Raw genomic sequence first — 26,669 nt, 5'->3', positions numbered from 1 at the left:
GGGCATCGGGCGGTGGCGGGGGCAGTAAAAAAAGGGGGCGGGGCGGTGGGTGGGGGGGGCCCAATTCTCGCCCCCCCGCCTCCCTATCTCGCCACAAGATCAGCTGGAGGACCTACTGATTTCCAGAGCCCGCTGGGCGGCCTGAGTCTTGATTTCCGTTACTTCTGCCATCTCCGGCGCCATTTGCTGCATTTCGGTGGTCAGGTATTTGTCGAAAACTGCGTCGATGCGGGTTTGAAGATTCGTTTCTTCGCGGCAGACCGCGTCTGTGACAGCTATCTTGATTTCTTCCTGGCCACCTGCCGCCTCACCGGCTGTCCTGGCCTCGCCCGGGGCCCGAAGTGAACTGTAGGGAGTCTGCGCCATGCAGTCCTGCCACTCTTGGTTGGCCGCCTCGATTTCAGGATCCCGTGAGGCAGCGTCCCTCGATGCCGGGAAGGCGTTCAGGGAGGCGACTGTGGCCAGGGTGTACCTCTCCATGTCCCCATAGATGGCGGTCACTGCAGTGCCCCGGCAGCCGCCGGCACGGCTTTCGAAACTTCCTGCCCCGGCAAACTCATCAGCCGGACCGTACAGCGCCGCATCGAAGGCAGGGTCGCTGAACATGGTTGCCTGATCACTGCCCGGTGCCGGTTCACTACCCACTACAGGACCGCCGTAGCCCTCAGCCTTTGCGGCAGCGACATCAAGGCGCTCGAAACCGATCCATTCACTGAGGCCCCCGGCGCCTTCTGTCTCAACGGGCGGTGTGTAGTCGAATCCGGCGTTGGCCATGCACTCGGAAATTAGCTGCCGCACGCCTTCTTCGGCGACCGGATCCGGTGCCATGTAGGCCTCGGCGTCGCGCACAATACCTGATACCGGTTCCGGCGCGGCCGCCAACGGAGTGTTGGGCAAGGCGGCTGCAATGAGAGTCGCGGCACCGCCGGCGACGAGAACAGCCGCTGCAGCCAGGCGCTTGATGGGAAGGACTTTTCTGCTTGTCCGGTTTCCGTAGTTTTGCATGTCAGAACTCCTCGGTTGGGATTGAGATAGCGAATGCGAAAGGGTTAGACCAGTCCGTTTTGGTAAGCGAAGGCGACAAGTTGGATCCGGTTGCGCAGCTTGAGCTTGGCAAGGATTGCGCCGACGTGGGACTTCACGGTGGTTTCGGCCAGGACCAGTGTCGAGGCAATTTCGGTGTTGCCCAGCCCGGTCGCCGCCAGCCGGAAGACCTCCCGCTCCCGTTCGGATAAAGGTGCCAACGCCTGGGTGTTCCGCCTGGTAGGCGTGCTGTAGTCCCGCAGCAGTTCCCGGGTAGTGGCAGGAGCGATGACCGACTGCCCGGAATGCACGGTCCGGATGGCAGCGAGAAGGAATTCCGGCGTCGCGTCTTTGCTGAGGAATCCTGCGGCCCCACACTGGATGGCGCGCACCACGGCCTGGTCGTGCGCGAGGGTGGTCAGGACAATGACCCGGGTCTGGGGACAGGATTCCCCAATCCTGCGGGTGGCCTCGCAGCCATCCAGCACAGGCATGCGGATATCCATCAACATGACGTCGGGACGCGTTTCCTCGGCCAGCCGTACGGCGTCCTCACCGTTGACTGCGTCGCCTGTCAGCTTGATGTCCGGCTGGCTGCGCAGGATCATCTTCAAGCCCGCGCTGAACAGCGGTTGATCATCAGCCAAAGCGATCCGAATGGTGGACACTGACTGGTTACCGCTGGCGGCAGGGGCTGTCATGCGCCTACCTCCTCAAGTTCGAGCTTTCCTGCTGACAGAGGCAGGAATGCCCGCACGAGGAAGGTGCCGCCGTCCGCCGTGGCTGTGAACCACCCGCCGGCATCAGCTGCCCGCCGCTCCATCCCCCGCATTCCCTGTCCAGGCGGTGGCAGTAGCCGTCCCGGCTGTCGGCTGCTATCCATTGACGAGGAAATGCCCAACTCAAGGCCGTCCAGCGTCCAGGTACGGAAAATTTCGACGCCGGCCTCCCTGTCGCCGTGTTTGAAGGCGTTGGTCAGCCTCTCCTGGATAAGCCTGTAGACCGCATGGCTGGTTTCCGGCGAGGTGGACAGGGCGAGGCCTGCAGCGGGACGCAGGGTGACGGGCATACCACTGGTCGAGAACTGGACTGCCAGGGCAGCCAGGCGCTGTTCCAGCGGATCGTTGGAATCCGTTTGGAGGCCGGTGAGGACATCGCGGGTCTCCGTGAGGGCTTTGCGGGCGGCGTCGGCAATCACAGAGGCTGCCTCGTCCACCGCCTCCGGTTCACTTCGATGGATATAGCGCAGTCCCTCGGCCGAATCAGGTCAGGACGAAAGCATCTAAAGGTCGCTTCGGATCTGGCTGCCAGACGCAGCACAGTTTTCATCTCAGTTCACTTATCTCGGCTTCTGTGCCGCCCGGGCCACCAGGGTTCGACGGCGGACGTTCAGGTCGCTGCGATCTCTATCAGGCAACCTCGTCGGCGGGCACGTCCTCCGCCGCTACGTTCCGGCGCGATCGCACGAAGCCGAAGACCACGAACGCTGCGGCCAGCAGGGTGAGCACGAGTCCAGCGAAGATAGCGGCGCCCTCGAATTGGGCGGATTGCTGCTCGGTCCAGTTCGAGGCCGTGATGCTGCCCGAGAACAGGGCGGCGAGGAGGGTGCCGGCGACGGCGATGCCGACGCCGTTAGCCACTTCGGTGCTGGTGTCGGTCAACGCTGAGCCGATGGATGTGCGGTTCTCCGGCAGTCCGTTCAGCACGTTGATGGCCGCGACGACTCCCACCACGCGGAGGCCGGCGGCGACGAGGGCGAGGGCGATCGCGACGAAGACGTAGCCGAGGCCGTTGAAGGCGGTGTAGACGACGAGGCCGGCCACCACTGCGGCGGCGCTCATCCAGGCGGCGCGGTTGATGCCGACCTTCTCGACGAGCGGGTTCACGAACGGCCCGAGCGCCAGCAGCACCACGACCTGAGGCAGCATGCCCACTGCCGCCAAAGCGGGCAGCCACCCCCACGCGAGCTGCAGCTGCAGCGTCACCAGGTAGCCGAGTCCTGCTGTGGCGAGTCCTGCCGCCGCCTTGAAGGAGAGGCCACTGGAGACGAGCGGCCGGGCGATCAGAGCGAGATCCAAGAGCGGATGCCGCGCTGTGCGCGCCCGCACCACGAACAGCACCGCCGCCGCCATGGTCGCCGCCACCAGGGCCCACGGCATCCCCGATCCGGCCCCCTCGTCGATGAACGCCGTCGGCGCGAGCAGTGCGAGAACGATGGTCGCCGTTGCGAGCAGCGCTCCCGCAATGTCGAGACGCTCTCGGTGCAGCTCAGCCGGGCCGTCTGCGGCGATGCCCGTGCGAATCCCGATGATCGCCAGAATCGCGATCGGCACGTTGATGAGCAGTAGCACCTGCCACGGAGCAACGGCCAACACGAGCCCGCCGACGGTCGGTCCGATGGCCAGGCCGACCAGGCCGACGGTCGATATGAGGGTGATGGCCCGCACGCGCAGGCTCTCCTCGTCAAACAGGCGGAAGGCGAGAGCCATCGACCCCGGCGTGGTCATCGCGGCGGCGACGCCCATCACGGCACGCACGGCGATCAGCTGCTCGGCAGTGGTGACGAAGGCGGTGGCGGCGCTCGCGACGGCGAGGAGGACGAGCCCGATGAGCATGACGCGACGGCGTCCGAATCGGTCAGCGATCGCACCGAATAGCAGCATGAGCCCGCCGAACACCACGGCGTAGCTGCCGGTCACCCACTGTAGTGCCGTGGTCGAGGACTGCAGGTCGCGGCCGATCGTGGGCAATGCGACGTTGAGAATCGAGTTGTCGAGCATCTCGAAAAGAAAGATGGCGGACAGCCCGGTAAGCGCGATCCACGATCCCCGGAGGGTTCGGTTTGGAACGAGTGTAGGCACGAACAGTGTTCTATATTCGGAACGGGGTTCGTGTCAATGTAGGATCGAGTCATGGCTTCCCCACAACAGCGCCGCGCGGCCAGGTACGCAACCAGTGAAGAGCCTCCCGCCCCCCGTAAGGCGCCGATCACCGCCGATCGCATCACGGACGCCGCGCTCGAGATCGTCGCTGCAGACGGTTTCGACGCCATGACCATGCGCAGTGTCGCCGCCCGGCTCGATACCGGCCCCGCGTCGCTCTACGCCCACGTGGTGAACAAGGCAGACCTCGATGAGCTCCTCATCGGCCGCCTGTGCAGCCGGATCGTTCTTCCGCAACCCTCCGCCACACAGTGGCGCGAGCAGCTCGCGGGAGTGTGTACCCAGCTCCGTGACCAGTACTTGACCTACCCCGGCATCTCCCGCGCCGCTCTGGCGATCGACGTCACAAACCTCGACGTTCTGCGCGTCAACGAGGGGATGTTGGCCATCCTGATCACCGCCGGCATCGACCCTCAGGTTGCCGCGTGGACGATCGATGCCCTCTTCCTCTACGTCGGCGCCTACGCGATGGACATCGCGGTCGCCGACTCGGGATCAAACACGGATGAGCATCGATTCTCCACGCACCATCGAAAAGACCTCATCGCCCGCTTCGAAGCCCTCCCTGAAGACGGCTTTCCGCACATTCGCGCCCACGCAACCGAACTCACCTCGGGGACTGCGCATGAGCGGTTCGACTTCACCCTCGGCCTCATGCTGCGAGATCTTGACCGCTCGGCGGTCTCCATCAAGGTCACCTGTCAGCAAAGCCGCGACTAGTCAGGGGCATACCTGTCAACCACCGAGGAAGGTCAGCCGTTGCTGCCGGCGATCTGGATGAGGTTGCCCACCGTGTCGGAGAACACCGCCGTCGTCATTGGTCCCATCTGAGTCGGCGGCTGCGTGAACTCCACGCCGAGGTCCAGCAGGCGCTCATATTCATCCTGCACGCTGTCCACGGCGAAGGACGTGAACGGAATCCCGTCCGCCACCAGCGCCTGGGTGAACGGTACGACGGCGGGATGCCCGGCCGGTTCCAGCAGCAGCTCCACCCCGCCTTCCTCCCCCGGCGCGCCCACCGTCAGCCAGCGCGCCCCGCCCGCCGGCACATCCTGCCGCGGCTCGAATCCCAGCACGCGCGTGTAAAAATCCAGTGCCTTGTCCTGGTCGTCCACAAAAATGCTCGTCACCACAATCCTCATGGCTGATCCCCTGTCTGCTCGGTGCCTCCGTACGGCCATCTGCCCGTCGGCGCACCGCCAGTATCGGGGGCAGCCGGAAAATGCGGGAGGGTAGTGCCGCTGCGTCCGGCAGCGGCAGCTAGGCTGGATGGCCATGGAGCTCTTCAGCGCCGAAGGATACGAGTTCGCCCGCCAGGTGCTGCAGCGCGGTATCGCCGCCGTCTTCCTGATCGGTTTCCTGAATGCCGCCGCGCAGTTCCCGGCGCTGCTGGGCGAAAACGGGCTGCTGCCGGCGCCGCGGTTCCTGGCCCGAATCAAGGGCCGCGGCATCCCCACTCTCTTCCGCTGGCACTACTCGGACCGGTTCCTGCTCATAGTGGCCTGGACGGGTGCGGCGGTCTCGGCCCTGCTCGTGGCCGGAGTGCCGCAGTCCGGCCCGTGGTGGCTGCCCTTGGCGGCTTTCCTGCTGATCTGGGGCCTATACCTGTCCATAGTGAACATCGGGCAGACCTTTTACGGTTTCGGCTGGGAGTCGCTGCTGCTGGAAGCGGGGTTCCTGGCCGCGTTCCTGGGCTCCGACGACGTCGCTCCGCCGGTGACCGTGCTCTGGCTCTTCCGCTGGCTGGTGTTCCGGCTGGAGTTCGGTGCGGGCCTGATCAAGATGCGCGGAGACAAGGTGTGGCGGGACCTCACGGCCCTGTACTACCACCATGAAACCCAGCCCATGCCAAATCCGGCCAGCTGGTTCTTCCACCACCTGCCCCGGCCCCTGCACAAGGTGGAGGTGCTGGGCAACCACTTCGCCCAGCTGGTGGTGCCGTTCTTCCTGTTTTTCCCGCAGCCGGTGGCCTCGGTTGCCGCCGCGGTCATCATCATCACCCAGCTGTGGCTGATCCTCTCCGGCAACTTCGCGTGGCTGAACGTCCTGACTGTCCTGCTCGCGTTCACTGCGGTCAGCGACTCGGCCGTGCAGGCGGTGCTGCCGGGCATCCGGTTCGCGGAGGACCCGACTGCTGTGCCGGGGGCCTACGCCGTCGTCGTCCTGGCGGCAACCGCCGCGATGCTCTACTGGGCCTGGGCGCCGCTGAAGAATCTGTTCAGCCGCAACCAGCTGATGAACGCCAGCTTCAACCGCTGGCACCTCTCCAACGCTTACGGCGCGTTCGGCAGCATCACCCGGCACCGGAACGAGGTAGTGATCGAGGGGACCAATGACCCGCCGGGGCCCGGTGCCCGCTGGCGTGAGTACGGATTTCGGGGAAAACCCGGGGACCCGCGGCGGATGCCGCGCCAGTTCGCGCCCTACCATTTGCGGCTGGACTGGCTGATGTGGTTTCTGGCCCTGGGCTCCTACGGTGCATGGTTCCCGGAACTGCTGCGGAAGCTGCTCGCCGGTGACCGCCGGACCCTGCGCCTGCTGCGACGGGACCCGTTCAACGGAGTTCCGCCGCACTGGATCCGTGCCCGGGTTTACCGGTACCGCTATTCCACCCCGGCCGAACTGCGCGCGGAGGGGGTCTGGTGGGTCCGGGAGCCGGCCGGGACCCTGGTGGATCCGATTGAGGGACCCGGCCCGGCCGGCGCACCCCGTCCCGGGTCTTAGGCGCTGACCTCGGGCTTGGTGATGACTGAGTGGGTCGCGTGGTCATAAAGGAACGTCAACGGTCCGCCGGCGTGCTGCATTTCGATGTTGCCGCCGTCGCGGTGTGCGTCGTGTCCGTAGTTCTCGTCCCAGGAACCGTTGAGGGCAACCTTGTACTCATACGTTCCCTCGGGCAGTTCCACCGTGAGCTTCCACAGTTCATCGTGCCGGTCGAAGGCGAAGCGCAGGTCCGTTCCGGCCGGATCCCAGTCAGTAATGCCCAGGGCGGACCGGAAGCCGCCGGCCAGGACCACGGACTCCGGCTGCGGGAAGGACGGTTCGGGGACGGATTCGGGATGCGCACCGTGCTGCTCAGCCGGAACTTCCGGGACGGAAACGGCGTCGCGCAGCGCTTCCTCCACCACGTCCTCCACCACTTCTTCCGCCGGCGACGCCTGGTCAGGGGCGGCGGCAGCAGGAACGGGCTTGCCGTTCAGGGCCGCGGCCAGGTGGGCGGGCTCCGGGAAATCCTTCAGCGCCTGCCGGCCGGCGTTGGTGATGCTCCAGCCGGAGCGGGCTTCCTTGAGGATCCAGCCCGCCTTGACCAGCTTGGTGGTGGCATTGACCAAGGCCCGTTCACCGCGGGCGGTGCCGCTGGCCAGGGTTTCGGCCTCGCTGCCCGTCAGCGGAACCCGGTCCAGGGCGGCGCCGAGAACCTTGCCCCGGCTGATCTTCCCGGCGGCGGAGGGCTCCTCCGCGGCGAGGATTTCGAGGACCGCGCGCAGCCGGAGGGCAGTATTTTCAACGGTGTCTGAACCCAATGGAATTCCTTCGTAACGTATGTGCCGATAAGCCTGCTGACAGTCATCCACCTTAGCCGGGGGCGCCGGACGCAGGAAGCACCGAGCCCCTAGTGTCGCCCGGCCAGGTCCGTGAGGGCAGTGAAATCGCCCTCATCCAGGGCGGCATAACCGGCGTACGCGGCCCGCACGGCGTCCTCCACCCGGTCCGTGGTCAGCTGCGGGACCAGGTCGGCGGCCGCGCCCGCGGTCCGGGGATCCCAGCCGAGCCCCAGCTCGGCATAGCAGTCGGTCAGCACCCGGCGCAGCGGCGTACCGTTGCCGACCACCAGCACCGTGGAAAACAGCCAGGCCCCGGAAACCACGCGCTGGGCCGTGCCGGCCAGCTTGATCCGCTCCCCCGGGGCTCCTTCGCCGTAGACGCTGAACTCGCCCGGGCAATACTCACCCGGGATCGGACCGACGCCGGCGGTCAGCCCGGTCTTGGCCAGCGCCCCGGCCAGGAGGTCAGCGAACCGGGCGAAGCGTTTCCGGGACCCGGACAAGGCATCAGCCTCCGGCTCTACATGGTCCAGGATCAGGCAGTCCCGGTGGTAGGCGGCAGCCCGGCCGCCGGCCTTGCGGACCAGGGGTGCGAATCCGTGCCGGCGGGAGGCAGCCTCCGCGGCGGCGAAACCGGGCAGTTTGGCATCACGCTGCCCCAGCGCCACAGTGGGAACCGGGCGGTAGATGCGCAGGGTGGGGCCCAGCTCCCCGCGCCGGACGGCATCGAGCATCGCCAGCGCGAAGTCCAGGTCCTCTGCAGCTCCGAGGGACCGCTGCTGCCGGACCACCGTCAGGGCGGGCTGCACGTCCTAGGCCCCGCCGAGGGGCCGGACCGTGAGGATCTGCTCGCTGCGCCCGAACGGACCCTGCAGGTCATGCAGGACCGCCGAGGTCAGTCCGATGCCGTCCGCCCCGAACGTGACCCGGGTATCCAGTCCCAGCCATTCGCCGCGCGGTTCACGGTGCAGGTGCAGCTGCAGGTCCACGTTCGGGAACATGTAGCTGTCCCCGCCCGGGGGCACGCGGGTGGAGATGCCGTTGGCTGTGTCAGCCATGCCGATCATCTTCACCAGGTCCGACGTCGAGGTGCCCTCCACCATTTCGTGCGGGGTGCGCAGCCAGCCCCGTCCGCGGCCCGGCCGGATGCCGGGCAGGGCGCGCATTTCCAGGGATTCGATGAACGCACCGGGCCACGCCGTCAGGCTTTCGCGGGACCCTGCCTCTGCGGGGCCGGGCATGGTCTCATCTTCGACGGCGGCCACTTCCGGTGTGGCGCCCCGGGCCAGCCGCCATGCGGTGGCGCGTACCGCGGTGCGCCCGTCCGCAACCATCTCGGCCTGCAGGAGTTCAATGGTGCGTCCGGGCCGCAGGACGGTGGTCTTCACTTCGAAGGTCGTGCGCGGAATCAGTCCCAGGATGTCGTAGCTGATGCGCGCCATCCGAAGCTCGGGCCGCGGCTGGAATTCCTCCAGGCAGTGCGCCAGCAGGCCCGAGATGGGTGCCATGTGCTGCTCGTGCGGGTTCCACGCGCCCTGCGTGTGGATGGTGGCCTCATAGACCCCGTTGCCCAGTGAGCGGTAATACGATTCAGCCACGTGCTTTGCTTCTCCCTGCCGGTCCTTATTTGGCCTTCAGGCTACATCAGCACCCCGGCGTGTCTGGTCCCGCCGCGTGTCCGGGGACACAATGGCCGGATGGAATACACCCATCTTGGCCGGTCCGGCCTGTCCGTTTCCCGCCTGTGCCTGGGCACCATGAACTTCGGTCCCAAAACCGAAGAGGCGGACGCGCACGCCATCATGGACTCCGCCCGCGACACCGGCATCAATTTCTTCGACACGGCCAACGTCTACGGCTGGGAGCGCAAGGGGTGGACGGAGGAGATCATTGGCCGCTGGTTCGCCAAGGGCGGCGGCCGGCGCGAGGACACGGTCATCGCTACCAAGCTCTACGGCTCCATGAGCGAGCGGCCCAATGACACGTTCCTTTCGGCCCTGAACATACGACGGGCCCTGGATGCCAGTTTGAAGCGGCTGCAGACGGACTACGTTGACCTCTACCAGTTCCACCACATTGACCGGAACACGCCCTGGGACGAGATCTGGCAGGCCATGGAAGTGGCTGTGGCGCAGGGCAAGATCATCTACAACGGCAGCAGCAACTTCGCCGGCTGGCACATCGCCCGCGCCCAGGAGAACGCCCGGCGGCGGAACTTCACCGGGCTGGTCAGCGAACAGTCCATCTACAACCTGATTAACCGGTCAGTGGAGCTGGAAGTCATCCCCGCCGCACAACAGTACGGGCTGGGCCTGCTCCCCTGGTCCCCCCTGCAGGGCGGCCTGCTCGGCGGGATCCTGCGGAAGGAGGCCGACGGCGGCGGGCGGCGGGCCGAGGGCAGGGTGCGGGACCTGCTGGAAAAACACCGGGACCAAATCCAGCAGTACGAAGACTTCGCGGCGGAGCTGGAAACTGCGCCCGGTGTGCTGGCCCTGGCCTGGCTGCTGCACCAGCCGGCCGTCACCGCTCCGCTGGTGGGCCCGCGCACCCAGGAACAGCTCGATGAAGCACTGGTTGCCCTGGACGTCACTTTGGATCTGCAGGCCCTTGACCGGTTGGACGGGATCTTCCCGGGCCACCGCACCGCGCCGGAGGACTACGCCTGGTAGCCGCGGTCCGGCTACACTGCTGCGAACCCGGGCAGCGCGAAGCGGGCGCTCGGATCTGCTGACGAACGGATATCGGCAAGGCGGGCCGCGTTGCTGCCGAAATACGCGGCGCCGGGGTCAGTAATCGAGGGATCGAGATAGTTGACATAGGCCCCGGTGCCCCACCACGGCTCCATCGCGGCCCGGGATTCCCGGACGAACACGTCATAGGGGGCCGGGTCCGCTGAGTCCTCGAACGTGGCAGTGTATTGCACCGTGGCGTAGGCATCCCGGTGGGCAAACCCTGTCTCCTCGTGCAGGTCCCGCACGGCTCCACCGAGCGCGTCGAGGGACACTGAGACCTCCCTCGCCCCGGCCAGCTGCTGGCCAAGCATGCACCTCTCCACCAGCGCAGCGGCACCGTTCCGGTCGAGCAGGTCGGTGGGGACATGGGAGGTCGCACTGAACGCTTCCCGCTGCAAAAGACCGCCGGCACCTGTGGTGCATTGCTCGGCTGACACACCACCGGCACACCCTGCGAAGGAGAACATCACATCCTGGTACGTCCGGTCCGGTTGGACTGAGTTCACCGTCGGCAGGACGCCGGATCCCTGATGCAGCCCCGCCATATTCGCATCCAGCTCGGACGACGGGCCAATCCATGTTGCCGTCAGCTGGATGGCCGGGCCGGCATGGCGGCCACCGCTGAGGAGTTTCAGCGTGGACCACAGCCGCGGGTCGGCGTCGGGCGCCCACGCCTGCCACGCGAGGATTACGGGAACCGCGTCAGCGAAGGACCATTCAAGGAAGGCGGTGGTAATTGTCGGTGCCGGAACAGTGTCGAAGGTCAGGGACGTGAGGACGCCAACCTGCCCGCCCCCGCCGCGGCAGGCCCAGAGGATGTCCGGGTTCTCATCGGCGCTCGCCGTCATCCGCATACCCTCGGCCGAGACCATTTCAACGGACCGTAAGGCATCTGATGTCAACCCGAAGGCCCGCGTCAGGACCCCCACGCCGCCGCCGAGAGTCAGTCCCGTGATCCCCACCGTTGCGCAGGACCCGGCGGCCAGCGCACGGCCCTGCTGCCCCAGGGCCTCATACACCTGGATAAGCCGGGCACCCGCACCGATGGTTGCGGACCCGTCCCCGGCGACGCTGATGGCCGACAGCGCCCGCACATCGATGACGAGGGCTGAATCACCGCTTGAATGACCGGCATAACTGTGTCCTCCGGACCGCAGGGCCAGCGGCACCCCGGAGGCATTGGCGAACATGACGCCCTCGGCCACATCGTCTGCCGACGCCGCCGAAAGCACCGCCAGCGGCTCCGCACCGTCAAACCGCGGATTTTCCACCTGCCGCGCCGATGTAAACGCTTCGTCACCCGGCATGGACAGTTGTCCCTGCAGGCGTGAACGCAGGCCTTCCCAATCCGGCGGGCCCGCCGGGGATGCGGTCCCGGACGGTGAGGCTGCAGTTGACGCAGGTGGCGGGGAAGCCGGCGCCATACACGCGCCCAGACCGGCAGCCGCGATTCCCCCGACGGAGGCAATAAGCAGGTTTCTCCGCGTCATCTTCACCATGCGCACACCCTACGCCCCGGCAGGGACCGGCATGTCGAGGCCTTTCATTCGCTGGCAATCCCGCCGCCGAAGCCGCACCCGCCTTTCAGGCGCTCGCGGGCTCGATCAGGGCCGGTCCGTCGTTGCGCACGGAGTTCACTTCCGTGGACACCACGCGCGGTGTCAGAGTCGGCTCGGGGACGGCGTCGAGCAGCTGTGCGACGTCGGCGCCCTCGGTCAGGCGCGGGTCCAGCCAGTCCGCGTACAGGTCCGGCGGAATGATCAGGGGTGTGCGGTCATGGATGTGGCCCAGCGCATCGGCGGCTTTAGTGGTGATGATGGTGACGCTGAGCAGCCACTTGTGCTCATGGTCTTCAGGCAGCGCCGGGTCAGGCCAGAATTCGTAGAGGCCGGCGAAAGCCAGCGGATCCCGCTTCTCCGAATACAGGTAGGTGGGGATTTTCCCCTCGGCGGACTTCTCCCACTCGTAGTAGCCGTCCGCCGGCACCAGGGCCCGCCGCTTGACCGCGGCCTTGCGGAAGGCCGGCTTTTCCAGAATGGTTTCCCGGCGGGCGTTGATCATCCGGGAGCCTATCTTCGGGTCCTTCGCCCAGACCGGCACCAGGCCCCACTTGGCGGTGGCCAGCCGCCGCACGGGCTCCTCGCTGGCGAAACGCTCCGTGACAATGCGCACGTCGTCGGTGGGCGCCACGTTCCAGGACGGCTGTACGTCAGGGCCCACTGTCTGTTCGACGGCGAAGGCCGAGACCAGGTCCGACGTCGCCCTTGCCATTACGTAGCGTCCACACATGGCACCCATTGTGCACCATTCGTGCCGCCGTTTCCCGGGCGGCGCCGGTTATCCCTACTCGAACGTATGTTCTATTTTTAAAAGCATGAACCAAGATGCCGTGCTGCGGCTCGCCGCAAGATATGCCCGGAGGGCGGAGCCGATCGGCCTGACCCCGGAAGAGCTGGACTTCGAGCACAATCCGGTCACCACGTCAGTGCCCGGTGTACCCGTGTGGGCCTGGATCCGCTTTCCGGGAGCGGCGGAGCAGGTCAAGGGTGAGGCCTGCAGCTGGTCCGCCAGGGCCGTGCAGGTGCTGTGGGAGGATGCCGGGGTGCGCCGCTCCACCTGGGTCTGGGCCTCGGCGGTGACCCGGCGGAAGAACAACAGCCGCAAGGAAGCCCTGGGTGAGCGCACGGCCCCGGACCGGAACGGGTGACCCGGTTGCCTTGAACGCGGCACAGCGCCCTAGAGCTGGCTGAACGAGGCGGTGGCCGGGTCCGCGCCGATCCGGCTGCCGGCATCCAGTCCGTCCAGCGTGTCCAGTTCCTCCTGCGTCAGGTCCAGGTCCACTGCGGCCAGGTTTTCCCGCAGCCGGCCGGGATTCGCCGATTTAGGGATGACGATCCGCCCCGAGCCGAGGTGCCAGGCGAGCACCACCTGCGCCGGCGTCGTGCCGTATTTGTCTGCGAGCGCCGCCACCTCGGCATCCGCCAGGGCAGCACCCTGTCCCAGCGGGCTGTAGGCTTCCACCGCAATGCCGCGCGCAACCGTGTCGGCGGCGAGCGCAGCCTGCCGGAACCCCGGATGCAGTTCAATCTGGTTGACGGCGGGCAGCACCTGGCTCTGGTCTGCCAGGGCGTCCAGATGCTCGGGCAGGAAGTTGGAGACGCCGATCGCCCGCATGTAGCCGTCACGGTAGAGCCCTTCCAGCTCCTTCCACGCCTGCACGAACATCCCCTGCGAGGGCACCGGCCAGTGGATCAGGTACAGATCCACGGTGTCCAGCTTCAGGGCCCGCCGGCTGTCCATGAACGCAGCCCGCGCCCTGCCCTGGTCCCCGTTGCGCAGCTTGGTGGTTACGAAGATCTCTGCACGCGGGATCCCGGAGGCCGCGATGGCCGCCCCCACCCCTGCCTCGTTGCCGTAGGCCGCCGCGGTGTCGATGTGGCGGTACCCGGCAGCCAGGGCGTCTTCCACAATTTCCTGCGTCTGTTCCGGCGGAACCTGGAATACGCCGAATCCCAGCTGCGGAATCCGCACTGAGTTGCTCAGGGTCAGCTCGGGAACGCTCGAACGCGGGCTCTCGGTCATGGTGGTACCTCTCCTTGATGCCGTCCCCGGGGCTGAAGTGCCCTACGCTGGGGTGCAGTTGCGGGCCGGGCACCTCCACCTAAGCCCGGCTCCCTCCCCCAGTCAAGGAAAATCCGGACAGGAAGTGAACCATCCCGTGGCACTGAATCTGCTGTTCATTGGCGGTACCGGCGTGATCAGTTCGGCCGCCGTCGCCCGCGCCGCGGCCCTCGGGCACCGGGTGAGCGTGCTGAACCGCGGCGTTTCCGCGGCGCGGCCGGTACCGGCCGGCGTCGAGGTGCTCCCGGCCGACGTCCGCGACATTTCCGCAGTCCGGCGGGCGCTGGGAAGCCGGGAGTTCGACGCCGTGGCGGACTTTCTGTCTTTCACCGCCGGGCATGTGCGCGATGCCGTGGAACTGTACCGCGGGCGGACCGGCCAGTACGTGTTCATCAGTTCCGCTTCGGCCTACCAGAAGCCGCCGGCCCGGCTCCCGGTGCTGGAATCCACGCCGCTGCGCAATCCGTTCTGGCAGTATTCCCGGGACAAGATCGCCGCCGAGGACGTGCTGGTCCAGGCCTACCGCAGCGAAGCTTTCCCGGCCACGATTGTGCGTCCGTCACATACCTATGACGCCACCAAAGTGCCGCTGCTGGGGCGCTGGACCGACATTCACCGGATGCGGGCCGGACTGCCGGTGCTGGTGCACGGAGACGGGACGGCCCTCTGGACCCTGACGCACAGCAGGGACTTTGCCCTGGCCTTCGTGGGACTGCTTGGGCGACCGGCCGCACTGGGGGAAAGCTACACGGTCACCTCGGACGAATTCCTCCCCTGGGACGCCATATACCGGATGCTCGGGGCGGCAGCGGGGGTTCCCGACCCGGTCCTGGTGCACGTGGCCTCCGAGACCATTGCCGCCCATGATCCGGTCCGCGGACCCGGGCTGCTGGGAGACAAGAGCCATTCGGCCGTCTTCGACAACAGCAAGATCAAGTCCCTGGTGCCCGGCTACCGGGCGGAGATTCCCTTCTCCGAGGGGGCCCGCGAAATTGTCCGCTGGTACGACGCCTGCCCCCGGGAACAGGAACCGGACCCCGGCTGGATGGAACTCAGCGACCGCTTGGCTGCCTGGGCGCTCGCGTAACAGCGGGGTTCGGCGCGTGTGGCGCCCCGTTTCCGCCGCAGCGGGCTGTTAGAGTGCGACCATCGTCACAGCACCGGACCCGGTGCCGTGACGGAAGATTCCAGTCATCCTTCGGACAGGTCTGGGGGGAACTTTTTGAAAGGGCAGCATGTCGGAAAATAAGCAGTATCCCGGTAACGATCAGGGAGCCGAGACGGGGGCACCGGCAGCGGACGGGCAGTACAGCTACCCGCAGAGTGCCCCGGAGCCGGCTCAGCAGCCCCAGGCATCCGGACAGCAGTCCACTCCCGCCCCGGCCGGAGAGCCCAGCGCCCAGCAGTACCCGCCGTACGCCCAGCCGGGCAACGGGCAGGACCAGTTCGGGCAGGCTCCGGGCTACCCGCAGGGTCAGTACCCCCAGGGACAGCAGTACCCCCAGGGGCAGTACGGGCAGGCACAGTACCCGCAGGGGCAGTACCCGCAGGCACAGCAGTATCCCCAGGCTCAGTACCCGCAGGGGCAGTACGGGCAGTACCCGCAGGGCCAGTACCCCCAGGGCTACGATCAGCGGAAGTCACGCCTGGTGGCCGGCCTGCTGGGTATTTTCCTGGGCAGCCTGGGCATTCACCGTTTCTACCTGGGCCACACCGGGCTTGGTGTAGCGCAGATCGCCGTAACCCTGGTCACCTTCGGATTCGGCAGCCTTTGGGGCTTCATCGAGGGCATCATGATCCTCTGCAATGCCGCGTCGTTCCGCACGGACGCCAAGGGCGTACCGCTTAAGGAGTAGGCGGGAGCTGCTGCTGGGGCACCTCGGGCTGCATATTGCGGCGGTACCGGTGTTCCAGCAGCAGGCGCGCTCCGTTGACCACGAGCGTTTCCACCGGAACCCCCTGTTCCTCGGCCAGTTCCTCCAGTTCCCGTCCCAGCTTTTTCGGGATCTGCAGCTCAATGATCATGGCTTAAATCGTATAGCGGCTCCGGCGCCTCTTCTGACGCGCGGCCCGTCGGATGCGTCACCTGCCCTTCGGCCGTAGGTATTGCGGCTTCCTGCGGTGCTAGGCTGGGATTCGAAAGTTTGTTCTAGTTGATCACCTCAGAGGGGCGCAGGCATGGCGGTGTTTTCAGCAGACCGTTCCCGCAGGACAGCCCCGCCGGCGGAGGCCGACGCTGCCGCTGCCTCCGGCTTTCCGAGCCCGGCCCGTGACTACTTCGACGGCCGCATTGACCTCAACCGGCACCTGATCCGCGACCCCACCTCCACCTATGTGGTGCGGGTCGAGGGCGACTCCATGGCCGGCACCGGCATCTGCAACGGCGACGAATTGATCGTGGACCGCTCGCTCACCCCGCGGGACGGCGCCGTCGTGGTGGCCGTGGTCAACGGAGAACTCGCCGTGCGGCGCCTGCTGCTGGACGGGGACAAAATCCTCCTGCGGGCCGAAACGCCGGGTTACCCCGATATTGAAGTGTCGGAGCCGTCGGAGCTTTCGGTGTGGGGCGTTGTGACCCGGTGCCTGCACCATGTCTGATCTACCAGCCGCGGCGGGCCGGTCAACTCCTGCCGGCTCCGGCACCCGGATTGCCCTGGTGGACGTCAACAGCTTCTATGTTTCCTGCGAGCGCGCCTTCGATCCGAAGCTGGCCGGAGTGCCCGTGGTGGTGCTGTCCAACAACGACGGCTGCGTAGTGGCCCGCTCGGATGAGGCGAAGGCACTGGGCATCAAGACCGGCACTCCCTGGTTCAAGCTGGCCGAGTCCGCCCCGCAGGTGGGCCTGATCCAGCGCTCCAGCAACTACGAGCTGTACGGGGACCTCAGCTCACGGGTGATGGAACTGCTGGGCCGCTATGCCCTGTGGCAGGAGGTCTACTCCATTGACGAGTCCTTCCTGGGCCTGGCCGGCACCCCGGCCGAACTCAACGCCCAGGGCGCGGCCATCCGCACCGCCGTCGCCCGGCACACCGGCCTGCCCGTTTGCGTAGGCATCGGCAGCACCAAGACCCTGGCGAAGTTCGCCAACCGGATCGCCAAGCAGAACCGGCACCTGCAGGGGGTCTGCAACCTGGACACCATGGACCCTGCGGTGGTGGACACCATCATGTCCCGGGTGCCGGTGACCGGGCTGTGGGGTGTGGGATCGCGGCTGGGGACCCGGCTGGCGGCGCTTGGCATCGAGTCCGTGGCGGATCTGCGGGCGGCGGACCCGGCGATGATCCGGCGGAAGTTCTCGGTCATCCTCCAGCGCACGGTGCTGGAGCTCAACGGCACCTCCTGCATTCCGCTCGACGACGAGCGCGCCGACCGCAAACAGCTGATCTATTCCCGCAGCTTCTCCACCCCCGTCACCACGCTTACCGAGATGCGGCAGGTTATGAGCATCTACGCCCAGCAGGCCGCAGCCCGGCTGGCGCGGGAAGGCCAGCAGGCCAGCGTGCTCACCGCGTATGCGGGCACGTCCCACTTCAGCGAGCGCGCGTCGTCGTTCCCCTCGGCCACCGTGCGGCTGCCGGCGCCGACGGCGGATCCGGTGATCCTGAGCCGGGCGGCGGTAGGTGCCCTGGAGGCCCAGGTCATTGAAGGCGTCTCCTACACCAAGGCCGGCGTGATGCTCAGCGGGCTCGAGGCCGCCGGGGCACAGCCGCTTTTCGATGAGTTTGTCTCCGACCAGGAACGCCGCAACCTGGGTGACCTGCTGGGCCGGGTTACGGACAAATACGGGGCTGCGAGCATCGGCCTGGGCCTGGCCGGAATGGCGACGGCGAAACCCGAGTGGACCATGTCCCGCAAGTACTCCTCCCCGCGGTACACCACCGAGTGGAGCGAACTGCCGGTGGTTCGGGCACTATGAGCGGATACCCGGAACTGCAGGCAGCAACAGGTAGTCTCCGCCGCTGACGCACGCTCCCCGCCGGTTTACGCTCTATCCTGCAATTGTCTGTCCCGCAATCACCTGTCTCGTAGTCACTTGTCTCATAGCCATCCCGGGGGTTCGCATGGATGTTTTCTGGCCCGGCGCCGTCATCGGCCCGGTTCTCGTTGTACTGTGCCTGGTCGGTATACGGAAGCGGGAGGCGCTCGCCGAGGCCATATATTTCAGCCAGGAAGCGCTTTACGGGACAAAGTGGGCCAACCGGTCCATGGGCGATCCCAAGACGCGGCCAGCCCTGCTGCTAGCGCCCCTCATCGGCGGCACCGTCATGGGGGCTGCGTTCTTTGTCCTCTCGCTCACCGGGGTCCTTGAGATAGACAGCACGGAGAACCCCCCTCCGCCGCCGGGCTTTGTGCTCATGGCACTCACCGGAGCCGGGTTCGGCTTAGCGGCGGCCGTATACCTGTTCACCCGCAAGGGCCGGAAGCCCTCCCGGAAGCTGCTCTGGGCACTGACCCTCACCGGAATGGCGTTTATGGCCGGTGCAGCCGCCTTCCTCCGCTGACTGTTCCACTGGCTCCGGTGAGCCCGGCGTCGTCCTTTCGTGGGACGCTGGTTATATGGACCTGGTCGTGTCGCCCGCGCTGACGATTCCCGCCGCGGAGCTTAACTGGCGGTTTTCCCGTTCCTCCGGGCCCGGGGGCCAGCACGTCAATACCTCGGACAGCCGCGTTGAGCTGTGGTGGAATGTTGCCGAGTCGGCGGTGCTGACGGAAGAGCAGCGCGGGATGCTGCTCCGGCGCCTGAAGAACCGGCTGGTTGCCGGCGTACTGACCGTGACGGCGTCGGAACAGCGCTCGCAGCTGCGCAACCGCGAGACGGCCCTGGCCAAACTCGCCGCCCTCGTCGCAGACGGTTTGGCACCCGCACCGCCCACGCGCCGCAAGACCAAGCCCACCCGGGGCTCGAATTACCGGCGCCTGGATGCCAAGAAACAGCGGTCAGCCACCAAGCAGCAGCGGCAGCGCCCGCCGCGGGACTAACGCAACGGCTGGTCCCAGGCCAGGTCCGCGCTGCCGTAGGGCGGCGGGACCCAGGGATACTCGAGCTGGACACCGCCGATCAGCAGCGGCGGCGGAACATAGGTCAACTCACCGTATGAGCTGGCTCCGCGGCGCAGGGCCGGTTCGGGCAGCGCCGATGCTTTGGTCCCGGGCGGCGGGCCGGGCAGGCGCCGCAGTTCCTGGGCGGTCCGGGCCAGCGACAGGTGCGCCGCACCGGCAATGCCGCGCGACCGTGCCGCGACCAGGGCGACGGCGGCGGCGGACATTCCCAGCCCGGTGGCGTAGTCCAGCGCCTGGACCGGCAGCGCGCCGGGCCGCCACGCGCCGTCGTTCCCCGTGCTGCCGTATAGGTGCGCAATGCCGGTGGCCGCCTGCACAATGCTGTCGAAGCCACGCCGCTCCGTCCACGGGCCCCGGTCGCCCCAGGCATCCAGGGAAACTAGGGCCAGGTGCGGATAGTCCGTCCGCAGCGAGACCGGGTCCAGGCCCAGCCGGGCCAAGGAGCCGCCGCGGTAGGCGGTGAGCACGACGTCGGCCTCCGCGAGCAGGGCGCGCAGCCGCGGCTGGACGTCCGGGTCGGCGAGGTCGGCCACCACGCTGCGCTTGGCGAACCCGGTGTCCACGTACTGGTCCGCCAGCTCCGGGAGCGCCGGAGGATCCACGCGCAGCACGTCGGCACCGAGGGCGCCCAGGATGCGGCTGCCGGAAGGGCCGGCGATGACCCGGGTCAGATCCAGCACCCGCAGGCCCGACAACAACCCGTCGCCGGCAGGCTTCGGGGCGGATCCGGGACGGGCATCTCGCAATTCCAACCGCAGCCATGGTTCAGCTGCCACGGCCTGGCCGGCCGCGGACGCACCCCATTGCTCCGGCGTCCGCACCGCCGTCGCCAGCCCGCCGCGGGCCGTCACGGCTTCCTCCACCTCCGCGGCTGTGCGGCTGCGTACGGCGTCGTCCACCTGTTCCGGCCGCTGCACGTCGAGGGCGGCACGCAGGGCGGCCTCGTGGTGGGGATAGTTGGCGTGCAGGCGGACCCAGCCGTCGGCGGTTCGGCGGAACCCGGACAGCGGCGCGAACCCCTGGATCGGCTTGTCGTTGATCCGCAGATGCGCAAACGAGGCAAACGCCGCCGCGACGCAGTCAGAAGTGAAACCGATGCCGGTACGTCGTCCGGTGGATTCCGCGTAGGAGGCCACTGCCGTGGCGAGCATCTGCACTGAGCCCAGTGCCAGCCCTTCAACATCCAGTGGCCCTGCCCACCACCAGCGCGGGCCGGTCCAGGGGGCGGTCCCCACGTTTTCGGCCAGCAACGGAGAAAGGCTTTGAACCAAGGGCGGGACGGGAATTTCCACAGAGGCGGCCATACCGGAATTATGCGCGTGGGAGCCGATTGCCGCCAGCAGTTGATATCCCGCGGGTATGGATCTCCATGGCTCGAATAATGCAGCCCCTTGTCATCCGGCCGGCATATCCCTATTCTCACTGAGTGTGCCGGAGGTAATCATTGCGGCCCGCTTTTAACGTTTAGTTCTGGGGGGGACAGAATGAGTGACGCAATTGAATATGACATAGATGTTGCGGGCGTCCGCGGCACGCTCCGCGTGGTGCAGGGCCAGTTGGCGGATATCTCGGTTGCCGATATTCGTGCAGCTGCTAACGCGGTGGAAAATAGTCTTGGTGCCAGCAAAACCCTGTCAGCCTTCACCCGGTATGCCGATGAAGTGTTGGTTGGAGACTCCGAGGCAACCCTGACGCGCATCCGCAACGCCGTCGGCGGTGTGGACGCTGCCATGGCCGAATACGTCTCAGCCGACAACACCATGACGGATCAGGCCCGGCGGGCAGTCGTGGGCCTGCCGATGCGGGCCCCGGTTCAGCATGCCAGGCCCGGCCGGCTGGTTGCACAATGATGCTTGACGTGGATTTGAGCGGCACCGAGGGGCTTCCCGATCCGGAGGCTGTCATGGCCGCAGCATCTGGATTGGCCGGCGCCGGGGACACCTTTGCCACCGGCGTGGAGGATCTCCATGGCGGCTGGTCCGGAGGCATGGCCCAGTATTACAAAGCGCCTGAACAGGAACAGGTCTGCACCCTGTTGGGGCACCCGAAAGACACGGCCAAAGCGCTGCGGGACAGCACGGCGTCGGCGGCCCAGGCACTCAAGTCCTTCGCCGAAGGTGCCCTGGATATCGTTGCCCGGAGGGCCGCGCTGGTTGCTGAGTTGGAGAGCTACGGACAAACCGGCGGGCCGGCGTTCGACCCGACCACCGACCGGCCGGTATTCCAGCACCGGGCCAATGTCCTGGCAGACGATTACAGGGCACTCGATGACCGCTGCGTCAACGCGCTCAACGCCCTTCACCGAAACACCACAAGCACCTTCGCCTCCTACGGCCCACCGGATCCTGCTGCCGCGGTTAACGCAGCGACGGCTGTATACAACACGCTGACCCAAGGCAGAAGCACTGACCCCCAGCGGGATCTGACCCGGCTCTTGCGCAGCATGGACCTCATGACGCCCGAAGAGATTGCCGCTTTCAAAGCAGACAATCCCGGCTGGGCACTGGTCGCCGCCCCGGTGGGCCTGGACCCTTCGGCAAATAAGGACCTGTGGGCGTCCCTTAGGCACCCGGAAATTGTGATCGCCGCTTTGCCCCTGTTGGCAGGCAATTTGGAGGGCATCCCCTATTCGGACAGGGCTAAAGGCAACCAGTTGGCACTGCAGGCGGCTGCCGCGCAAGACGGCCTGACGCAGGAGCAGGAAAACGCCTTTAAGAACCTCGCCGAGTCCCTTGAATCACCCAGCCCTGAAACGAACGGGCAGCGGCACCTCCTTGCGTTTGACCCATCGGTAATACCGCCGCTGGCAATGGTTGCCATCGGCAACGTGGATGAGGCCGATTATGTGACAGTGAATGTTCCCGGTATGGACGCCACCACCGAGCGGATGACGGACTGGACCGACGCTGCCCAGAGCCTTTACGACGCCCAGGAAAAGATCGATGGCAACTCCAGCCACGCAGTCATCGCGTGGATGAACTACACCACTCCGGACCTCTTTCCTTCTTCCGCAGACGTACTGCAGTCGGACCTGGCGAGGGCCGGCGGGGACCGCCTTGCTGCCAACCTGACCGGTATCCATACCGTTCTGGGTGACAATGCCTTCCTCACTGTCACCGCACACTCCTATGGGACGCCAACAACCGGGGACGGGCTGGAGAAAATCGATTTCCAGGTGGACGCGGTGGTTCTCTACGGTTCTGCGGGCATGGACACTGACGTCACCCGTGATGCCACCAGCATGCAGGTAGCGCAGGATCAGAACGGAAACCCGCAAGTCTTTGCCACGCAGGCGCGCGCAGACAACGTCGCTGGCAGGGGCATCTTGGGCAGCCAGTTGGTGGGCGACGGCCGGCTCGGTGCGACCAATCCGCTGTTTGGCGCAAAGGTCTTCAGTTCCGACGGCAACGAGCTGCTTGCGCCCACCGACGAGCACAGTGCTTACACCGGGCGGGAGAACCGACAAGACAGCCAAGGTTACCTCGACCCGGGAACGCAAAGCCTTCGGAGCATCGCAAGAATCACCATGGATCTGGGAGAGCAGGTTGACGTGAGGGACCCCATGCCCCTCGATTACCGTGAACATCATAAGGTGACGCACCCGCAGCTTTACGGGCCCCGATTTTGAGAATTGCAGAAAGATCCCCATTGACCCGCCGATTCCGCACTGCCGCGGCCGCCGCCGTACTGGCTGCTCTCGTGGCTATCTCCGCTTGTGCCACTACTCCCCAGGAGAAACCGATGATTTCCACTCCATCCGACGGTCCGGCACCCCAGACCGCTCCCCTGGATCTCCTCAACCAGATGCTGGGCTTCACAGACGAGCTGGCTCGGCTCCAAGGCGGCCAATGGACGTACGAGAACGGCGTGGTTTTTGACCCTGCCCGCACCACCGGCTACCGGGGCACGCTCTCCTGCGGCGAGGACAGCAGCCGCCGATTCAGCGTCCTCATCTTCGGCCCAGGCGTCACCACCCCCGAGGACGCCACCGCAGCCGCCGCTAAACACCTCTCAGCGCAGGGCTTCGCCGAGACCAACAAGTTCGATGATCGGATTGATAGGGAACGCTACGTCATCCAGACGCTGAGCCATCCAGACGGCACCACAATTGTTTACGAGGCCGGCACGGACAAGAGCTCCATAGACGTGCACAGTGCCTGCTCCAGCCATCCCGGCATGGCAGAACGCACGCCCTGATCCGATGCTGCGAAGGGTCCCTCATGCTCGCTTGACCGCTCGGTGCGGACTTGTAGTCCTGTGCTTATCGGTGCCGACTCTGTCGGCCTGTGCCGCTACTCCTCAGGAGAAACCGATGATTTCCACTCCATCCGACGGTCCGGCACCCCAGACCGCTCCCCTGGATCTGCTCAACCAGATGCTGGGCTTCACAGACGAGCTGGCTCGGCTCCAAGGCGGCCAATGGACGTACGAGAACGGCGTGGTTTTTGACCCTGCCCGCACCACCGGCTACCGGGGCACGCTCTCCTGCGGCGAGGACAGCAGCCGCCGATTCAGCGTTCACATCTTCGGCCCCGGCGTCTCCAGCCCAGAGGACGCAACGACGGACGCGGCGGAGAACTTCGCAGAGCAAGGGTTCGTCGAGACAAACAAATTCGATGATCAGATTGACGAAGACCAGTACGTGATCCAGACGCTTACCCACCAGGACGGTACATCAGTGGTCTACACCGCCGGCACGGACAAGAGTTCCATCAATGTGCGCAGTGCCTGCTCAAGCCATCCCGACATGGCAGAACGCACGCCCTGATATGTTGAGGGCCCGCAGAGCCGGCAGTTCCTCGGGGGCATGCGCCGCTGTTCTATCCGGACTGCTACTGTCCGGGTGCACCACAGCCACGGAAGGAAGCAACGTCGCTACTCCTCGGGAGAAACCAGTGATTTCCACTCCGTCCGGTGGTCCGGCACCACAGACAGATCCCATGGATCTCCTCAACCAGATGCTCGGCCTCACGGACGAGTTCGCCCAGCTCCACGGCGGCCAGTGGACCTACGGGAACGATACGGTCTTCGACCCAGCCGATACCTCGGGGTTCCGGGGCATGATGTCCTGCGGCGACGACAGCCGCCGGTTCAGCGTCCTGATCTTCGGTCCTGGCGTATCCAGCCCGGAGGACGCAACGACGGCGGCGGCGGAGCACTTTGCAGAGCAAGGCTTTACCGAGACCAACAAGTTCGAGAGCTCAGCCAAGGGCAACCGGTACCTGATGCAGACCCTCACCGATAGCGAGGGCAACTCCGTGGTGTACCAGGCAGGCACCAAACGTAGTTCCATAGACGTACACAGTGCCTGCTCCAGCCATCCCGGCATGGCAGAAACCTTCCCCTGAGCCGATGCTGCGTAGGGTCCCCCATGCTCGCCTCACCGCTCGGTGCGGACTTTTAGTCCTGTGCCTATCGGTGCCGACTCTTTCGGCCTGTGTCGATACTCCCCAGGAGAAACCGATGATTTCCACTCCGTCCGGTGGTCCTGCACCCCAGACCGCTCCCCTGGATCTCCTCAACCAGATGCTCGGCCTCACGGACGAGCTTGCCCGGCTCCAAGGCGGCGATTGGACCTACGAGAACGGCGTGGTTTTTGACCCTGCCCGCACCACCAGCTACCGGGGCACGCTCTCCTGCGGTGATGACAACAGCCGCCGGTTCAGCGTCCTGATCTTCGGCCCCGGCGTCCCCAGCCCGGAGGACGCCACGACGGCTGCTGCGGAGCACTTCGCAGCGCAAGGTTTCACCGAGACCAACAAGTTCGAGAGCTCAGCCAAGGGCAACCGGTACCTGATGCAGACCCTCTCCGATAGCGAAGGCAACTCCGTTGTGTACCAGGCGGGCACCAAACGCAGTTCCATAGATGTCGAAAGCTCCTGCTCCAGCCATCCCGGCATGGCAGAACGCACGCCCTAGGGGTGTGGACGGGCAGGGTCTACGCTAGGCAACGGGGGATCCCGCCCTCATCAGCAGCAGTTGCAGGCAGAGGAGCATCATGGCAGCGGACGTACTGGTAGTCATCGGCATGGGCGGCATGGGGCAGGCCGTGCTGCGGCGGGTCGGCGCCGGAAAGAAGGTGCTGCTGGCCGACTTCAACGAGGACCTGCTCGAAAGCGTGATGATCAGCGCCGTCGGCGACGGATACGACGTCGCATCCGCACAGGTGGATGTCTCGTCCCGCGAGTCGGTCCAGGCATTGGCCGCCACCGCCCGGGAGCTGGGCAGCGTCACCGGTGTGGTGCACACCGCCGGCCTTTCCCCGGTTCAGGCCCCGGTTGAGGCCATCTGGAAGGTGGACCTGTTCGGGGTGGCCGTGGTGCTGGAGGAATTCGAAAAAGTCATAGCCCCGGGCGGGGCCGGCGTCGTTATCGCCAGCATGGCCGCCTACCTGGGCGGCGGCGGCATTCCCGCCGATGTGCTGGCCAGCCTGGCCGCCGTACCGGCCGATGACCTGCTGCTGATTCCCTACGTGGCCGGGATCGACCATCCCGGAGCCGCCTACAGTGTGGCCAAGCGCGCCAACCAGGTCCGGGTGCAGGCAGCCAGCCTGCGCTGGGGTGCCCGCGGCGCCCGGGTCAACAGCATCAGCCCCGGGGTGATTTCCACGCCCATGGGCCAGCAGGAACTGGCCGGGGAATCCGGCACGCAGATGCGGGCGATGATTGAGGGTTCGGGCACCAAGCGGGTGGGCACACCGGCGGACATCGCCAACGCCGCCGCGTTCCTGCTGGGCAGCGACTCCAGTTTCATCACCGGCACGGACCTGCTGGTCGACGGCGGCGTGGTGGCCGCCGTCGACACCGGTACCCGCAGCCGCGTGGCGGGCTGACGGGCCGTGGAGCCGTACTTGGTCCTGCTGCGCGGCATCAACGTCGGCGGCCGCAACAAGGTGCCCATGAAGGCACTGCGTGAGCATCTGACGGACCGGGGATACCAGGACGTCTCCACGTACATTGCCAGCGGCAACGTCCTGCTGCGCTCCGACGCTCCCCCGCAGCGGATCGGCCCGGAGATTGAAACCGTCCTCGTGGAGAATTTCGACCTCGACGATGAGCTGGTCCGGGTCCTGGTCCTGAACCGCGGCCAGCTGCAGGACGTCATCGAGCAGAGACCGGAAAGCTTCGGGGAGCAGCCGGACACGTACCACTCCGACGCGATCTTCCTCATGGGCATCGACGCGGAGACGGCCCTGCCGGTGTTCCGTCCCCGGGAGGGCGTGGACACGGTGTGGCCGGGCCAGGGTGTCATCTACTCGCAGCGGCTCAGTGCCGAGCGCACCAAGAGCCGGCTAAGCGCGATTATGGCCTCCCCGTTGTATAAGTCCATGACCATCCGCAGCTGGAGCACCACCATGAACCTGTGGGACCGCTTCCCGGGTCCGGAGGTGCCCTAGCCCGCGTGCCCCGCGCCTATCCCGCCTGCCGCAGACGCACCACCAGCTTGTCCAGGAAGTCGTCCACCTCGTTCTGTGAATAGCCCTCACGGAACTGCGTAGGTGCGAACTTCTGATTCACCACCTGGTCCGCGGTCAGCAGCGGTCCGGCAACCCCGGCAGCTCCGAGCTGCTGAAGCTGAAGGGGGTCACCTTCAAGCCGCCTGAGTTCCTGGACGGCCCGGTCCAGGAACACATCCACCTGGGTCTGGTCATACCCGGCCACGAATTTCGTGGGCCGGAACCGCTTGAGCACAACGTCTTCGGCGGTGAGGACGGAATTCTCCGTTGATACGGTCTTGAGCATTAC

Annotated in this window: 31 protein-coding genes and 2 pseudogenes; 18 read left to right on the top strand and 15 right to left on the bottom strand. The window is 66.3% G+C overall.

Annotated elements, in window-relative coordinates; all coding sequences use genetic code 11:
* Positions 1 to 99: 99 nt before the first annotated feature.
* The 4 genes from LOC57_RS07325 to LOC57_RS07310 form a co-directional block, all read right to left on the bottom strand.
* Positions 100 to 1,005: a hypothetical protein gene (locus tag LOC57_RS07325; protein WP_229958945.1), complete on the bottom strand. Its 906-nt coding sequence runs from the start codon at positions 1,003 to 1,005 to the stop codon at positions 100 to 102.
* A gap of 44 nt (positions 1,006 to 1,049) precedes the next feature.
* The gene (locus LOC57_RS07320; protein WP_229958943.1) at positions 1,050 to 1,724 is read right to left on the bottom strand and encodes a response regulator; all 675 of its coding nucleotides are present in this window, start codon (positions 1,722 to 1,724) and stop codon (positions 1,050 to 1,052) included.
* A complete protein-coding gene (locus LOC57_RS07315) occupies positions 1,721 to 2,239 on the bottom strand; it encodes a sensor histidine kinase (RefSeq protein WP_229958941.1) in 519 nt (172 codons plus the stop codon). Before LOC57_RS07315 ends, LOC57_RS07320 begins: the two co-directional genes overlap by 4 nt.
* Before the next feature lie 193 nt (positions 2,240 to 2,432).
* Positions 2,433 to 3,884 (bottom strand): MFS transporter, encoded by a 1,452-nt coding sequence (locus tag LOC57_RS07310; RefSeq protein WP_331460642.1) that lies wholly within the window; start codon positions 3,882 to 3,884, stop codon positions 2,433 to 2,435.
* Between the two features lie 51 nt (positions 3,885 to 3,935).
* On the opposite strand from LOC57_RS07310, the gene LOC57_RS07305 reads away from it, so the two are divergent.
* Positions 3,936 to 4,685 (top strand): TetR/AcrR family transcriptional regulator, encoded by a 750-nt coding sequence (locus LOC57_RS07305; RefSeq protein ID WP_229958939.1) that lies wholly within the window; start codon positions 3,936 to 3,938, stop codon positions 4,683 to 4,685.
* Between the two features lie 32 nt (positions 4,686 to 4,717).
* Here LOC57_RS07305 and LOC57_RS07300 read toward each other — a convergent pair whose 3' ends face one another.
* On the bottom strand, positions 4,718 to 5,107 hold the full coding sequence (locus LOC57_RS07300) for a VOC family protein (RefSeq protein ID WP_229958936.1): 390 nt from the start codon (positions 5,105 to 5,107) through the stop codon (positions 4,718 to 4,720).
* Positions 5,108 to 5,240: 133 nt separating this feature from the next.
* Between LOC57_RS07300 and LOC57_RS07295 the strand changes: the two genes are divergently transcribed.
* Positions 5,241 to 6,689, top strand: coding sequence for a lipase maturation factor family protein (locus LOC57_RS07295; RefSeq protein ID WP_229958934.1), 1,449 nt, complete (start codon positions 5,241 to 5,243; stop codon positions 6,687 to 6,689).
* On the opposite strand, the gene LOC57_RS07290 is transcribed toward LOC57_RS07295, so the two are convergent.
* From LOC57_RS07290 to LOC57_RS07280, 3 genes are all read right to left on the bottom strand, one after another.
* Positions 6,686 to 7,489 carry a pullulanase X25 domain-containing protein gene (locus LOC57_RS07290; RefSeq protein ID WP_229958925.1) on the bottom strand — a complete coding sequence of 268 codons (804 nt, stop codon included), beginning with the start codon at positions 7,487 to 7,489 and terminating at the stop codon, positions 6,686 to 6,688. The two genes, LOC57_RS07295 and LOC57_RS07290, sit on opposite strands and share 4 nt — an antisense overlap.
* 89 nt (positions 7,490 to 7,578) lie before the next feature.
* Positions 7,579 to 8,319: a lipoate--protein ligase family protein gene (locus LOC57_RS07285; protein ID WP_229958924.1), complete on the bottom strand. Its 741-nt coding sequence runs from the start codon at positions 8,317 to 8,319 to the stop codon at positions 7,579 to 7,581.
* 3 nt (positions 8,320 to 8,322) lie between these two features.
* The gene (locus tag LOC57_RS07280; RefSeq protein ID WP_229958922.1) at positions 8,323 to 9,108 is read right to left on the bottom strand and encodes a thioesterase family protein; all 786 of its coding nucleotides are present in this window, start codon (positions 9,106 to 9,108) and stop codon (positions 8,323 to 8,325) included.
* Between the two features lie 99 nt (positions 9,109 to 9,207).
* On the opposite strand from LOC57_RS07280, the gene LOC57_RS07275 reads away from it, so the two are divergent.
* The gene (locus tag LOC57_RS07275) at positions 9,208 to 10,179 is read left to right on the top strand and encodes an aldo/keto reductase (RefSeq protein WP_229958920.1); all 972 of its coding nucleotides are present in this window, start codon (positions 9,208 to 9,210) and stop codon (positions 10,177 to 10,179) included.
* A gap of 11 nt (positions 10,180 to 10,190) precedes the next feature.
* Here the strand turns inward: LOC57_RS07275 and LOC57_RS07270 are convergent, their stop codons facing one another.
* Both LOC57_RS07270 and LOC57_RS07265 read right to left on the bottom strand, forming a co-directional pair.
* The gene (locus LOC57_RS07270; protein ID WP_229958918.1) at positions 10,191 to 11,549 is read right to left on the bottom strand and encodes an FAD-dependent oxidoreductase; all 1,359 of its coding nucleotides are present in this window, start codon (positions 11,547 to 11,549) and stop codon (positions 10,191 to 10,193) included.
* Positions 11,550 to 11,826: 277 nt separating this feature from the next.
* Entirely contained in the window at positions 11,827 to 12,531 is a 705-nt protein-coding gene (locus LOC57_RS07265) for an SOS response-associated peptidase (protein ID WP_269440261.1), read from the bottom strand.
* Positions 12,532 to 12,616: 85 nt separating this feature from the next.
* On the opposite strand from LOC57_RS07265, the gene LOC57_RS07260 reads away from it, so the two are divergent.
* Positions 12,617 to 12,949 (top strand): hypothetical protein, encoded by a 333-nt coding sequence (locus tag LOC57_RS07260; protein ID WP_227926167.1) that lies wholly within the window; start codon positions 12,617 to 12,619, stop codon positions 12,947 to 12,949.
* 29 nt (positions 12,950 to 12,978) lie between these two features.
* On the opposite strand, the gene LOC57_RS07255 is transcribed toward LOC57_RS07260, so the two are convergent.
* Positions 12,979 to 13,824: an aldo/keto reductase gene (locus tag LOC57_RS07255; RefSeq protein ID WP_229958914.1), complete on the bottom strand. Its 846-nt coding sequence runs from the start codon at positions 13,822 to 13,824 to the stop codon at positions 12,979 to 12,981.
* 136 nt (positions 13,825 to 13,960) lie between these two features.
* On the opposite strand from LOC57_RS07255, the gene LOC57_RS07250 reads away from it, so the two are divergent.
* Together LOC57_RS07250 and LOC57_RS07245 are read left to right on the top strand one after the other, a co-directional pair.
* On the top strand, positions 13,961 to 14,950 hold the full coding sequence (locus LOC57_RS07250; protein WP_229958912.1) for an NAD-dependent epimerase/dehydratase family protein: 990 nt from the start codon (positions 13,961 to 13,963) through the stop codon (positions 14,948 to 14,950).
* Positions 14,951 to 15,098: 148 nt separating this feature from the next.
* Complete coding sequence (locus tag LOC57_RS07245) at positions 15,099 to 15,719, top strand: TM2 domain-containing protein (protein ID WP_229958911.1); 621 nt, start codon at positions 15,099 to 15,101, stop codon at positions 15,717 to 15,719.
* Here LOC57_RS07245 and LOC57_RS07240 read toward each other — a convergent pair.
* Positions 15,709 to 15,888: a hypothetical protein gene (locus LOC57_RS07240; RefSeq protein WP_227911563.1), complete on the bottom strand. Its 180-nt coding sequence runs from the start codon at positions 15,886 to 15,888 to the stop codon at positions 15,709 to 15,711. The two genes, LOC57_RS07245 and LOC57_RS07240, sit on opposite strands and share 11 nt — an antisense overlap.
* A gap of 153 nt (positions 15,889 to 16,041) precedes the next feature.
* Here LOC57_RS07240 and LOC57_RS07235 point away from each other — a divergent pair, with 153 nt between their 5' ends.
* From LOC57_RS07235 to arfB, 4 genes are all read left to right on the top strand, one after another.
* Complete coding sequence (locus LOC57_RS07235) at positions 16,042 to 16,461, top strand: LexA family protein (RefSeq protein WP_229958909.1); 420 nt, start codon at positions 16,042 to 16,044, stop codon at positions 16,459 to 16,461.
* Positions 16,454 to 17,779, top strand: coding sequence for a Y-family DNA polymerase (locus LOC57_RS07230; RefSeq protein ID WP_229958907.1), 1,326 nt, complete (start codon positions 16,454 to 16,456; stop codon positions 17,777 to 17,779). Before LOC57_RS07235 ends, LOC57_RS07230 begins: the two co-directional genes overlap by 8 nt.
* Before the next feature lie 145 nt (positions 17,780 to 17,924).
* A complete protein-coding gene (locus LOC57_RS07225; RefSeq protein WP_227911566.1) occupies positions 17,925 to 18,365 on the top strand; it encodes a hypothetical protein in 441 nt (146 codons plus the stop codon).
* Between the two features lie 55 nt (positions 18,366 to 18,420).
* Positions 18,421 to 18,843 (top strand): alternative ribosome rescue aminoacyl-tRNA hydrolase ArfB, encoded by a 423-nt coding sequence (arfB, locus tag LOC57_RS07220; protein ID WP_227911567.1) that lies wholly within the window; start codon positions 18,421 to 18,423, stop codon positions 18,841 to 18,843.
* Here arfB and LOC57_RS07215 read toward each other — a convergent pair.
* The gene (locus LOC57_RS07215) at positions 18,840 to 20,228 is read right to left on the bottom strand and encodes a CoA transferase (protein WP_227911568.1); all 1,389 of its coding nucleotides are present in this window, start codon (positions 20,226 to 20,228) and stop codon (positions 18,840 to 18,842) included. The genes arfB and LOC57_RS07215 overlap by 4 nt on opposite strands.
* Positions 20,229 to 20,408: 180 nt before the next feature.
* Here LOC57_RS07215 and LOC57_RS07210 point away from each other — a divergent pair, with 180 nt between their 5' ends.
* From LOC57_RS07210 to LOC57_RS07175, 8 genes are all read left to right on the top strand, one after another.
* Positions 20,409 to 20,774 (top strand): DUF6507 family protein, encoded by a 366-nt coding sequence (locus LOC57_RS07210; RefSeq protein ID WP_227911569.1) that lies wholly within the window; start codon positions 20,409 to 20,411, stop codon positions 20,772 to 20,774.
* Positions 20,775 to 20,782: 8 nt separating this feature from the next.
* Entirely contained in the window at positions 20,783 to 22,552 is a 1,770-nt protein-coding gene (locus LOC57_RS07205) for an alpha/beta hydrolase (RefSeq protein WP_229958905.1), read from the top strand.
* A 113-nt stretch (positions 22,553 to 22,665) separates the two neighbouring features.
* The gene (locus tag LOC57_RS07200) at positions 22,666 to 23,121 is read left to right on the top strand and encodes a hypothetical protein (RefSeq protein WP_227911571.1); all 456 of its coding nucleotides are present in this window, start codon (positions 22,666 to 22,668) and stop codon (positions 23,119 to 23,121) included.
* 115 nt (positions 23,122 to 23,236) lie between these two features.
* Positions 23,237 to 23,692: a hypothetical protein gene (locus LOC57_RS07195; protein WP_229958902.1), complete on the top strand. Its 456-nt coding sequence runs from the start codon at positions 23,237 to 23,239 to the stop codon at positions 23,690 to 23,692.
* A 172-nt stretch (positions 23,693 to 23,864) separates the two neighbouring features.
* A complete protein-coding gene (locus LOC57_RS07190) occupies positions 23,865 to 24,272 on the top strand; it encodes a hypothetical protein (protein WP_227911573.1) in 408 nt (135 codons plus the stop codon).
* Between the two features lie 115 nt (positions 24,273 to 24,387).
* The gene (locus LOC57_RS07185; RefSeq protein ID WP_229958900.1) at positions 24,388 to 24,843 is read left to right on the top strand and encodes a hypothetical protein; all 456 of its coding nucleotides are present in this window, start codon (positions 24,388 to 24,390) and stop codon (positions 24,841 to 24,843) included.
* A gap of 79 nt (positions 24,844 to 24,922) precedes the next feature.
* Positions 24,923 to 25,756 carry an SDR family oxidoreductase gene (locus tag LOC57_RS07180; RefSeq protein WP_229958899.1) on the top strand — a complete coding sequence of 278 codons (834 nt, stop codon included), beginning with the start codon at positions 24,923 to 24,925 and terminating at the stop codon, positions 25,754 to 25,756.
* A 6-nt stretch (positions 25,757 to 25,762) separates the two neighbouring features.
* Positions 25,763 to 26,320, top strand: a complete 558-nt coding sequence (locus LOC57_RS07175) for a DUF1697 domain-containing protein (protein ID WP_229958897.1) — start codon at positions 25,763 to 25,765, stop codon at positions 26,318 to 26,320.
* A 25-nt stretch (positions 26,321 to 26,345) separates the two neighbouring features.
* Here LOC57_RS07175 and LOC57_RS16595 read toward each other — a convergent pair.
* Both LOC57_RS16595 and LOC57_RS16590 read right to left on the bottom strand, forming a co-directional pair.
* Positions 26,346 to 26,462: pseudogene (locus LOC57_RS16595) on the bottom strand (DivIVA domain-containing protein); the annotation flags it as partial.
* Between the two features lie 75 nt (positions 26,463 to 26,537).
* A pseudogene (locus tag LOC57_RS16590) lies at positions 26,538 to 26,666 on the bottom strand (DivIVA domain-containing protein); the annotation flags it as partial.
* Positions 26,667 to 26,669: the final 3 nt, after the last annotated feature.

The sequence above is a fragment of the Arthrobacter sp. zg-Y750 genome (genome assembly GCF_020907365.1).
Taxonomy (GTDB): Bacteria; Actinomycetota; Actinomycetes; order Actinomycetales; family Micrococcaceae; genus Arthrobacter_B.
Note: the sequence above shows the minus strand (reverse complement) of the source record. Positions and strands in the feature narration are given on the sequence as shown.

Coding starts and splice junctions, on each gene's coding strand:
- LOC57_RS07325 (WP_229958945.1), bottom strand. CDS start 1,005: ATGCAAAACTACGGAAACCGGACAAGCAGAAAAGTCCTTCCCATCAAG.
- LOC57_RS07320 (WP_229958943.1), bottom strand. CDS start 1,724: ATGACAGCCCCTGCCGCCAGCGGTAACCAGTCAGTGTCCACCATTCGG.
- LOC57_RS07305 (WP_229958939.1), top strand. CDS start 3,936: ATGGCTTCCCCACAACAGCGCCGCGCGGCCAGGTACGCAACCAGTGAA.
- LOC57_RS07300 (WP_229958936.1), bottom strand. CDS start 5,107: ATGAGGATTGTGGTGACGAGCATTTTTGTGGACGACCAGGACAAGGCA.
- LOC57_RS07295 (WP_229958934.1), top strand. CDS start 5,241: ATGGAGCTCTTCAGCGCCGAAGGATACGAGTTCGCCCGCCAGGTGCTG.
- LOC57_RS07275 (WP_229958920.1), top strand. CDS start 9,208: ATGGAATACACCCATCTTGGCCGGTCCGGCCTGTCCGTTTCCCGCCTG.
- LOC57_RS07270 (WP_229958918.1), bottom strand. CDS start 11,549: ATGCCGGGTGACGAAGCGTTTACATCGGCGCGGCAGGTGGAAAATCCG.
- LOC57_RS07265 (WP_269440261.1), bottom strand. CDS start 12,531: ATGTGTGGACGCTACGTAATGGCAAGGGCGACGTCGGACCTGGTCTCG.
- LOC57_RS07260 (WP_227926167.1), top strand. CDS start 12,617: ATGAACCAAGATGCCGTGCTGCGGCTCGCCGCAAGATATGCCCGGAGG.
- LOC57_RS07255 (WP_229958914.1), bottom strand. CDS start 13,824: ATGACCGAGAGCCCGCGTTCGAGCGTTCCCGAGCTGACCCTGAGCAAC.
- LOC57_RS07245 (WP_229958911.1), top strand. CDS start 15,099: ATGTCGGAAAATAAGCAGTATCCCGGTAACGATCAGGGAGCCGAGACG.
- LOC57_RS07240 (WP_227911563.1), bottom strand. CDS start 15,888: ATGATCATTGAGCTGCAGATCCCGAAAAAGCTGGGACGGGAACTGGAG.
- LOC57_RS07235 (WP_229958909.1), top strand. CDS start 16,042: ATGGCGGTGTTTTCAGCAGACCGTTCCCGCAGGACAGCCCCGCCGGCG.
- LOC57_RS07230 (WP_229958907.1), top strand. CDS start 16,454: ATGTCTGATCTACCAGCCGCGGCGGGCCGGTCAACTCCTGCCGGCTCC.
- LOC57_RS07225 (WP_227911566.1), top strand. CDS start 17,925: ATGGATGTTTTCTGGCCCGGCGCCGTCATCGGCCCGGTTCTCGTTGTA.
- arfB (WP_227911567.1), top strand. CDS start 18,421: ATGGACCTGGTCGTGTCGCCCGCGCTGACGATTCCCGCCGCGGAGCTT.
- LOC57_RS07215 (WP_227911568.1), bottom strand. CDS start 20,228: ATGGCCGCCTCTGTGGAAATTCCCGTCCCGCCCTTGGTTCAAAGCCTT.
- LOC57_RS07210 (WP_227911569.1), top strand. CDS start 20,409: ATGAGTGACGCAATTGAATATGACATAGATGTTGCGGGCGTCCGCGGC.
- LOC57_RS07200 (WP_227911571.1), top strand. CDS start 22,666: ATGATTTCCACTCCATCCGACGGTCCGGCACCCCAGACCGCTCCCCTG.
- LOC57_RS07195 (WP_229958902.1), top strand. CDS start 23,237: ATGATTTCCACTCCATCCGACGGTCCGGCACCCCAGACCGCTCCCCTG.
- LOC57_RS07190 (WP_227911573.1), top strand. CDS start 23,865: ATGGATCTCCTCAACCAGATGCTCGGCCTCACGGACGAGTTCGCCCAG.
- LOC57_RS07185 (WP_229958900.1), top strand. CDS start 24,388: ATGATTTCCACTCCGTCCGGTGGTCCTGCACCCCAGACCGCTCCCCTG.
- LOC57_RS07180 (WP_229958899.1), top strand. CDS start 24,923: ATGGCAGCGGACGTACTGGTAGTCATCGGCATGGGCGGCATGGGGCAG.